Source organism: Nostoc sp., assembly GCF_036917755.1.
Taxonomy (GTDB): domain Bacteria; phylum Cyanobacteriota; class Cyanobacteriia; order Cyanobacteriales; family Nostocaceae; genus Nostoc.
The window spans coordinates 1-7,814 of sequence record NZ_JBALFC010000061.1; the positions used below are offsets into that span (position 1 = coordinate 1).

The 7,814-nt window shown below is 44.2% G+C and carries 7 protein-coding genes; 4 read left to right on the forward strand and 3 right to left on the reverse strand.

The genetic code is table 11. The annotated features are described in order from the left end of the window. Positions 1–359: 359 nt before the first annotated feature. Positions 360–1,142 (forward strand): ABC transporter ATP-binding protein, encoded by a 783-nt coding sequence (locus tag V7L05_RS15185; protein WP_335165133.1) that lies wholly within the window; start codon positions 360–362, stop codon positions 1,140–1,142. A gap of 145 nt (positions 1,143–1,287) precedes the next feature. Next, entirely contained in the window at positions 1,288–2,715 is a 1,428-nt protein-coding gene (locus V7L05_RS15190; protein WP_335165135.1) for an MlaD family protein, read from the forward strand. Positions 2,716–3,262: 547 nt separating this feature from the next. Here V7L05_RS15190 and V7L05_RS15195 read toward each other — a convergent pair. Next, entirely contained in the window at positions 3,263–3,859 is a 597-nt protein-coding gene (locus V7L05_RS15195; protein ID WP_335165137.1) for a TetR family transcriptional regulator, read from the reverse strand. 109 nt (positions 3,860–3,968) lie between these two features. Continuing rightward, complete coding sequence (locus V7L05_RS15200; protein ID WP_335165139.1) at positions 3,969–4,967, reverse strand: aldo/keto reductase; 999 nt, start codon at positions 4,965–4,967, stop codon at positions 3,969–3,971. 316 nt (positions 4,968–5,283) lie between these two features. Here V7L05_RS15200 and V7L05_RS15205 point away from each other — a divergent pair, with 316 nt between their 5' ends. Beyond that, complete coding sequence (locus tag V7L05_RS15205; RefSeq protein WP_335165140.1) at positions 5,284–6,105, forward strand: NADPH-dependent oxidoreductase; 822 nt, start codon at positions 5,284–5,286, stop codon at positions 6,103–6,105. Positions 6,106–6,263: 158 nt separating this feature from the next. Here the strand turns inward: V7L05_RS15205 and V7L05_RS15210 are convergent, their stop codons facing one another. Further along, on the reverse strand, positions 6,264–7,250 hold the full coding sequence (locus tag V7L05_RS15210; protein WP_335165142.1) for a hypothetical protein: 987 nt from the start codon (positions 7,248–7,250) through the stop codon (positions 6,264–6,266). A gap of 244 nt (positions 7,251–7,494) precedes the next feature. On the opposite strand from V7L05_RS15210, the gene V7L05_RS15215 reads away from it, so the two are divergent. After that, a complete protein-coding gene (locus V7L05_RS15215; RefSeq protein ID WP_335165144.1) occupies positions 7,495–7,740 on the forward strand; it encodes a hypothetical protein in 246 nt (81 codons plus the stop codon). Positions 7,741–7,814: the final 74 nt, after the last annotated feature.

Consider the following 7,814-nt stretch of genomic DNA (forward strand, 5'->3'; position numbering starts at 1 on the left):
ATAATTTCGATTTCAGACACGGTAATAGATGCTTGAAGTAGAACTGGCGCTGCATTTTACCATATCGCGTCTACATTTAGAATGAAATAGCCCTGTCCCGTTACTGAGACTTTAGATTATTAGGGTGTCTTCGTCAGCTTGCGTTGAGGGGATTCTAGGACGTTAAACATCGCAAATAACTAAATATTATGGTAAAAAAATAAAGTTTGCTAATCAGAACGCTAATCGTATACTTATAATGTAACATAAAATGCCCTACCTATAGAATAACTATGACATCACTCTTGTAGGGGTAAAAATTGGGGAACCCGCCCAAGGCACTGGCTCACCAATGACTAATGACTAATAACTAATGACTAATGACTGAACCATTGATTGAACTGAAAGGTGTTTCTAAGTCCTTTGGTAGCCATAAAGTTCTAGATAATATAGACTTGACCATTTACCGGGGGGAAGCACTGGGGATTATTGGACCATCAGGGACTGGTAAATCAACTATTTTACGGGTGATGGCGGGGTTACTTAATCCCGATAAAGGAGAAATTTATGTGCAAGGAGTGCGGCGAGACGGTTTGATTGAGGATGGTGCCCAGCAGGTTGGCATTGGCATGGTGTTTCAGCAGGCGGCGCTATTTGATTCGCTGACGGTTGACGAGAATGTGGGATTTTTACTTTATCAAAATTCAAAGCTACCGCGATCGCGCATCCGAGATTTGGTAAAAGAAAAATTGGAGATGGTAGGTTTGCCAGGAATCGGCCACCTCTACCCAGCCGAACTTTCCGGGGGAATGCGAAAACGGGTAAGTTTTGCCCGGGCGATTATGGCTAACCCTGATAGTCCCACAGAAGGCCCAGAAGTTCTACTATACGATGAACCGACAGCCGGACTTGATCCCATTGCCTCAACAGTAATCGAAGATTTAATCCGTTATTTGCAAAGATCACATGGAACTTGTGGTACTTATGCCGTTGTTACCCACCAAGCCAGCACTGGCCGCCGTACTGCTGATAGAATTATATTTCTCTATGAAGGTAAAGTGCAGTGGCAGGGTACAGTTAGTGAAATACACAACACAGAAAATCCGTTGATCAGACAATTTATCAGTGGAAGTGTGGAAGGACCGATTCAATTCGTCGGCTAGAAACTTAAAAGTGAAGAGTTAAGAATGAGGAGTGAGGAGTTAAGAATGAGAAGTGAGGAGTTTAATTCGACTCATAATTCAGAACTCATAACTCCTAACTCTTAATTGGTTGTTGGTGGAGGCAAAAAAATGCGAGGTCTTATTTATGACAAGCAGCTTCGCGTCTGGGCGAACATTTAGAGAAGGCTCTGTGGGGTTATTACTCGTGCTAGGACTAGGGGTATTTGGATTACTCTTTCTGTGGTTAAATAGATTCTCTGCTGCTGGCCGTTCATACAAAGTTATTGTGGAATTTGCTAACGCTGGCGGAATGCAAAAGGGAGCAGCAGTTCGCTATCGTGGCTTTAAGGTAGGAACTATTTCCCAGGTTCGACCAAAGCCAAATGCCATTGATGTTGAGATTGAAATTGTCCAAGCTGACTTAATTATCCCCCGGAATGTCGTGGTGGAAGCTAATCAAAGCGGATTAATTAGCGAAAGTATTATCGACATCACACCAAAAGCAACCTTACCTGCTGGGGTTGTGCTTGCTAAACCCCTAGATAAAAATTGTGATACCAATCTTATAGTCTGTAATGGCTCTCGGTTAAAAGGTCAGGTTGGGATCAGTGTTGATGAACTAATTCGCAGTTCAACTGATCTAGCCACTGCATATAATGACCCAAAATTTTATAGAAATGTCAATCGGGTTTTAGAAAGTACCACAAGCGCAGCATCCAGTTTTACTGAGCTAAGTCACGATCTCCGAGGTTTGACTAAAAGCTTACGACAACAACTAAATACTTTTTCAGCCACGGCTAATTCAGTGCAACGGGCGACAAACCAACTTAATACATCCGCGACTCAAACTATAGATAAATTCGGTGCAACTGCAACTCAAGCAAATCGTTTGCTGAACAACCTGGATAATCTGTTGACCACAAATCGTTCGGCGCTGGTTGGTGCTTTGAACAATATCACTGAAACCAGCAACCAACTGCGTGTTACAGTGAGTAGTTTATCACCATCTGTCAATCGATTGACTCAAGGAAAATTACTCAACAATTTAGAAACTCTTTCAGCAAATGCAGCCCAAGCCTCAGCTAATTTACGCGATGCTTCTAAAACCTTAAATGATCCAAAGAATGTGGTGTTGCTGCAACAAACTTTAGATTCAGCACGAGTAACCTTTGAAAATAGCCAAAAAATTACATCTGATTTGGATGAATTGACAGGTGATCCGACTTTCCGCAAAAATCTGCGGCAATTGGTGAATGGTCTAAGTGGTTTAGTATCTTCTACACAACAGATGCAGCAACAAGTGCAAGTTGCTAGTACTCTAGACTCCGTAAAAGCTGCTGTGAGCAAACCAAATAATCTAATTCCTACGCCAGCACCAACCCAAGAGGCGATGTCTAATGACAAGTCCCTACCCGTCTATGTAATTAATCCTTCACCTGCTAATTTTTTCAGTACCGACACCAACCTTCAACCAACCCCCAGTCCGTCTATTCCTAATTCATCCCAAGAAGACCTGTTGAAGCAGCTACGGGAGTATGGTAAGCAACGGGAGCAACTGGAGACGGGGAAATAGGGAATACAGCTTGACAATTTTAAGTTAGATATTTTACTGTAAGGTGAGTGTGTTGAAACTCATCGACACCACTCCCCAGAACCTTGAAAACCGCATAATTCCGTTGACTGGTGTCGATTGTTTGCACAGTAAGGGTTTCCGGCTGTAAAATCCTTTGCTTATTGAGAATTTTTTGATAGTTGTTGAGAATTGAAAAAGTGGTGTCGATTTGGGTATCTCAAACCCTTGCTCAGTAAGCTTTCCAGAACGTAACTCTTTACATAACCACTTCCCCTAACGGGGATGGAAACTTTGCCTTATCTCCTCCTATTATTGTGTAGAAACTTTACATAACCACTTCCCCTAACGGGGATGGAAACACTCGGGTCCAGAGCATTCCATAGAACGAATCCGCTGGCTTTACATAACCACTTCCCCTAACGGGGATGGAAACACAAGCAGTTCGGCGTGCCTACAACTATTGAGTCTTTACATAACCACTTCCCCTAACGGGGATGTTTCCATCCCCGGTGGCGTGAGCCTGCTTTCACCCAATGCTGACAAGCAGTTAAACGATTAGCTCACCAACCACAAGACCAGCAAGTACCAAGCGCCATACTTGGGCAAAGTCCGTGTCGATGTCTGGATCACTCCATTCAGATGCGTGAGCAGGATGGTGGAACCGAACCGTCGCTTGAAAAACTGCTTTCGCTGCTGCCTGCGGATCTGTTACCTTAAACTCGTTACTGGAAATACCGCTCTCAACGATCGCAGCAATTTGCCTTACCAGTTCAGCAATGTGAGCTTGAACCACCCCTCGCGCCTCTTGAGCGATCGCTGAATAGGTTGCAAACAACTCTGGATCATCCAGGACTTTTTGACGTTTTAGAGCGATCAGTTGCTCAAACCATCGGTGCAACCGTTCAACGGCGGAACCTTGCTCTTGAGCGATCGCCCCTAGCGGTGTAGAAACTCGATGCAGCCACCGTTCTGCTACGGCATCGCGCAGGGCAGCCTTACTAGGAAAATGCCGATAAATCGTGCCGTGGCTCACCTCTAAAAAACGAGCCACATCCACGACCGTTGCCTTTGCCAGACCGTAACGACGCAAAACGTCTTCCGCCGCGTCGAGAATCCGCTCCGGTGTCAAAGCTGAATCATTCATGTTACGGGTCTTTTAACTCAATATAGTTCAGTTAAGCATTTCTTCCTTCTCTTTGCGTCCTTTGCATCCTTGGCAAACAGCTTTAGCCTTAACTAAACCGTATTGTCTTTTAACTCTTTTCACTATCCAGCATTGCCATTTGTCCTGGATCATAGCGATCGCCGGCCACGGCATCCAGTGGTACTGCTGCCTCAATCCGGGCGAGTTCATCCTCGGTTAAGTGCAGATCCAGCGCACCCAGCGCTTCATTCAAGCGATCGCGACGCCGCGCTCCAATCAGTGGCACAATATCGTTTCCCCGCGACAGCACCCAAGCAATTGCCACTTGAGCAACCGTCGCACTCTGTTCTTGGGCAATCAGACGAAGGGCTTCGACCAACAACAAATTGCGATCCAGATTTTCTCCAGAGAAGCGGGGCAGATTTCCACGAAAGTCTTCCGCTTGCTCAGAGCGTTCTTTCGTCCAATGACCGCTCAACAACCCCCGTGAGAGTACTCCATAAGCGGTGACAGCAATACCCAATTCACGCACAGTCGGGAGAATATCATTCTCAATGCCACGACTCAAAAGCGAATATTCGATCTGAAGCCAGGTGATAGGATGAATCGCATGAGCGCGCCGAATTGCATCTGCACCCACTTCAGATAAACCTATCTGGCGAACATATCCAGCTTTCACCATTTCGCTAATCGCCCCAACAGTCTCTTCAATGGGCACTGTCGGATCGATTCGGGCTGGCTGGTAGAGGTCAATGTAATCGGTTCCCAATCGTTTCAATGTATAAGCAAGTGAAGTCTTCACGGCTTCAGGACGACCATCGAAGCCAATAAAGTTGCCGTCAGGCGATCGCAACGCCCCGAATTTGACGGCAATGAAGACATCTTCACGCCGCCGTCCTGCTAGGGCTTCGTGTAGCAGCAGTTCATTGTGTCCCATGCCATAAAAGTCGCCTGTATCTAGTAAGGTAACGCCTGCATCAAGTGCTGCATGAATCGTGGCAATACTTTCCTGGCGATCGGCTGGGCCATAAAAATCAGACATGCCCATACAGCCAAGCCCAAGCGCCGATATTGTTAAACCGTTTTTTCCCAGTTGACGCGACAACATAGCAAATTCCCCACTCTGGTGATAAAACTATGATAATCGGACAAATGACAAAAATCAATATTTGTCATTCCAGATTTGCAAAGTAGTTAACGGTCTACCTGACTTTTCACGGTATCTGAAAAACCTCTCTCCTAGAAGGAGAGAGACTTTGAATTTTTCCCCCTTCCCGCGTCGGGAAGGGGGTTAGGTTTTTCTACTCTCACTTTCGTAAAAAGCCTTGTCAAACCTCACCCCAACCCTCTCCTTGGTAAGGAGAGGGAGCAAGAATCTTGTTTCTCATTTGGTATATTTGCAAATGTAAATCTTGGAATTAATTATGACTAATCCTACAGAACTACTGCGATCGCGTTACGGTGAAATCCCCTTCAATCCCGAAATTGAATGGAATGATTCGCTGACAGCATTACTATCTCACCGTTCAATCCGGTCTTATCTAGCTGACCCTCTACCACCGGGAACTCTGGAGTTACTAATTGCAGCCGCCCAATCTGCATCTACTTCCTCTAATTTACAAACCTGGAGTGTGGTAGCAGTTGAAGATCAACAGCGCAAAGAGGAGTTATCCAAATTAGCGGGAAATCAAGCACATATAAAACAGGTGCCTTTATTCTTGGTTTGGTTAGCAGACTTGGCACGTCTGAGTTACGTTGCTGACAGTCGCGGCATATCTGATGATGCGCTGGAATACTTGGAAATGTTTGTGATGGCAACAATCGATGCAACCTTGGCGGCGCAAAACGCAGCAGTCGCAGCTGAGTCACTCGGCTTGGGAACAGTATATATCGGCGGAATCAGGAACCGCCCACAAGAGGTAGCAGAGATATTGAATTTGCCCTCCTCTGTATATGCTGTATTTGGGCTATGTGTCGGCTATGCGAATCCTGAAGTAGAAGCAGCGATTAAACCACGTTTGCCACAATCAGCCGTGCTACACCGTGAAACCTATAAATTGGCAGAGCAAGAAGAAGCGATCGCTCACTACAACGACATCATCAAAGAATTCTATACTGAACAAAAGATGAATGTTGCTGGTGATTGGTCAGAACACTCAGCCCAACGGATCGCAACTGTCGAGTCATTGAGAGGACGCGATCGCTTGCGTGAAGTTCTCAATCACCTCGGCTTCAAATTGCTATGAGAAGGAGTCAGAATTCAGAATTCTGAATTCAGGAGTCAGAATTTTTCTTCGGTAAATAACAAGAATCAAGCCGTGAGAATAATTTACTACTAAATTGAAACGCGATCGCACCAAGATTGAACTAATTTTCAGATAGAGATGCGATCGCCTCACTCGTTTCATTTACTGACTAACTCGTAGTTCCAGGTATAAAAACCGATTTGATTGGGAACTCTAGAGAATCGCCCTGTGCGATAACCCCGCGATAATTCCTTCTGTACCGCGCTTTTAACCTGTTTAAGTTCATTTTCAGCAAGTTTTCCATAAATCCCTTCAATGATTTCATTAATACTGAAAACTTTTGCCGAATTTTGTTCTAAAAAATCGGAAATGGCATCAATCAAAATTAGCCCTTCAAATGCTTCCAGCTTTGGTATTTTTTGAGGTTTTGTTTCGCTAAACGATTTGTGATTTTTGTGCTTGTTTTGCCCAAAGGAATTTTTAGTTTGATTAGAGGTAAGCAAACGTGAATCTAGAGTATAATATCCAGGCTTACCTTTGACAATTGACCATTTATTGGTTTCTCTACCTTGGGTAAGTGAAGATTGAACTCGACCTTTAAGTAGTTTGAAGATATCTGGCTCTAACTCTCCATAGAGCGATCGCACGATCGCGTCTATGTGAACAATTGTGCCAATCTCTTCTGCCAACAGCCGTTCAATCGCTTCAGTGCGACTTAAAGATTGATACTCTGGCAACATGGGAATTTCTACCCCATATAGCGATCGCTGTTGAGTTGATGTTTCTATAAGCGGTAATATGGCTAGCTCTGATAATTCCAGAGTATCTGTAGCTGCGTCAAATCCTCCAGACTCGGAATCGTCCAATTGCAAGAGTTCAAGAGGGCGAGGTTCTTCCAGTTCCGTATCAGAGTGATCAGTGAGAAATAATAAAGAATTCTCTTCTTTTTCAGGGTTGAATTCTTGGTCGGCTACCTCCGAGGCAAAAGACCAGTTAGATAACAAAGCTTCTACGTGAGTGAGATTAGCTTTAGCTTGGGTATATAGTTTTTCGTAGTGTTCAACTTTGGGTGCGTAGTAATCTCGCAATGCTAACAGTGGCTCTAAGGCGCTTTGGGGAAGCTCTAAGGGGAAGGGACTATTCATAAAATTTAAAGTTAGCTAGGATTTGATGCCGCAAGGTTATAAAGCAATATATTTTAGGATTAATTAATACTAGCATTTTAATAATACTTACTAAGACCTCTGTTCTCGGTCAAGGTACACAATTTTTCATTGAAATCCCGGCGGAAATTTTCGCTATTTATAAAAAAATAAATATATCTGAGAATAATAAATCTGTAAATCGTCAATATCTGGCAGTTAAAAGCCAGAGGAAAGGAATTATAAAATGTCTAATTGGCAAAACTTTCGCTCCCAATGGCAGCGAGTTCGATATTGTCTAATTTTTCTGGCCGCCCTCTGGTTGAGCTTAGGGGTTCCGGGTTGCAGTTTATTTCCACCCAGTTCTCAAATCTCTGTAGCACCCCAGCCCACCCAGATCAAGCAAACTGCACAACGCTTTGACGGTGTAACAATTAAGGTTATCACTCAGGATGAAACCGTTCGTACAGGTACTAAGTACACGTCACCGTAAAAAAGGGTCGGAAATTATGCGGCAATCACGAGGTCACTTGGAGTCATATTCTTGGAGTCTTGTTTCAAGCATTT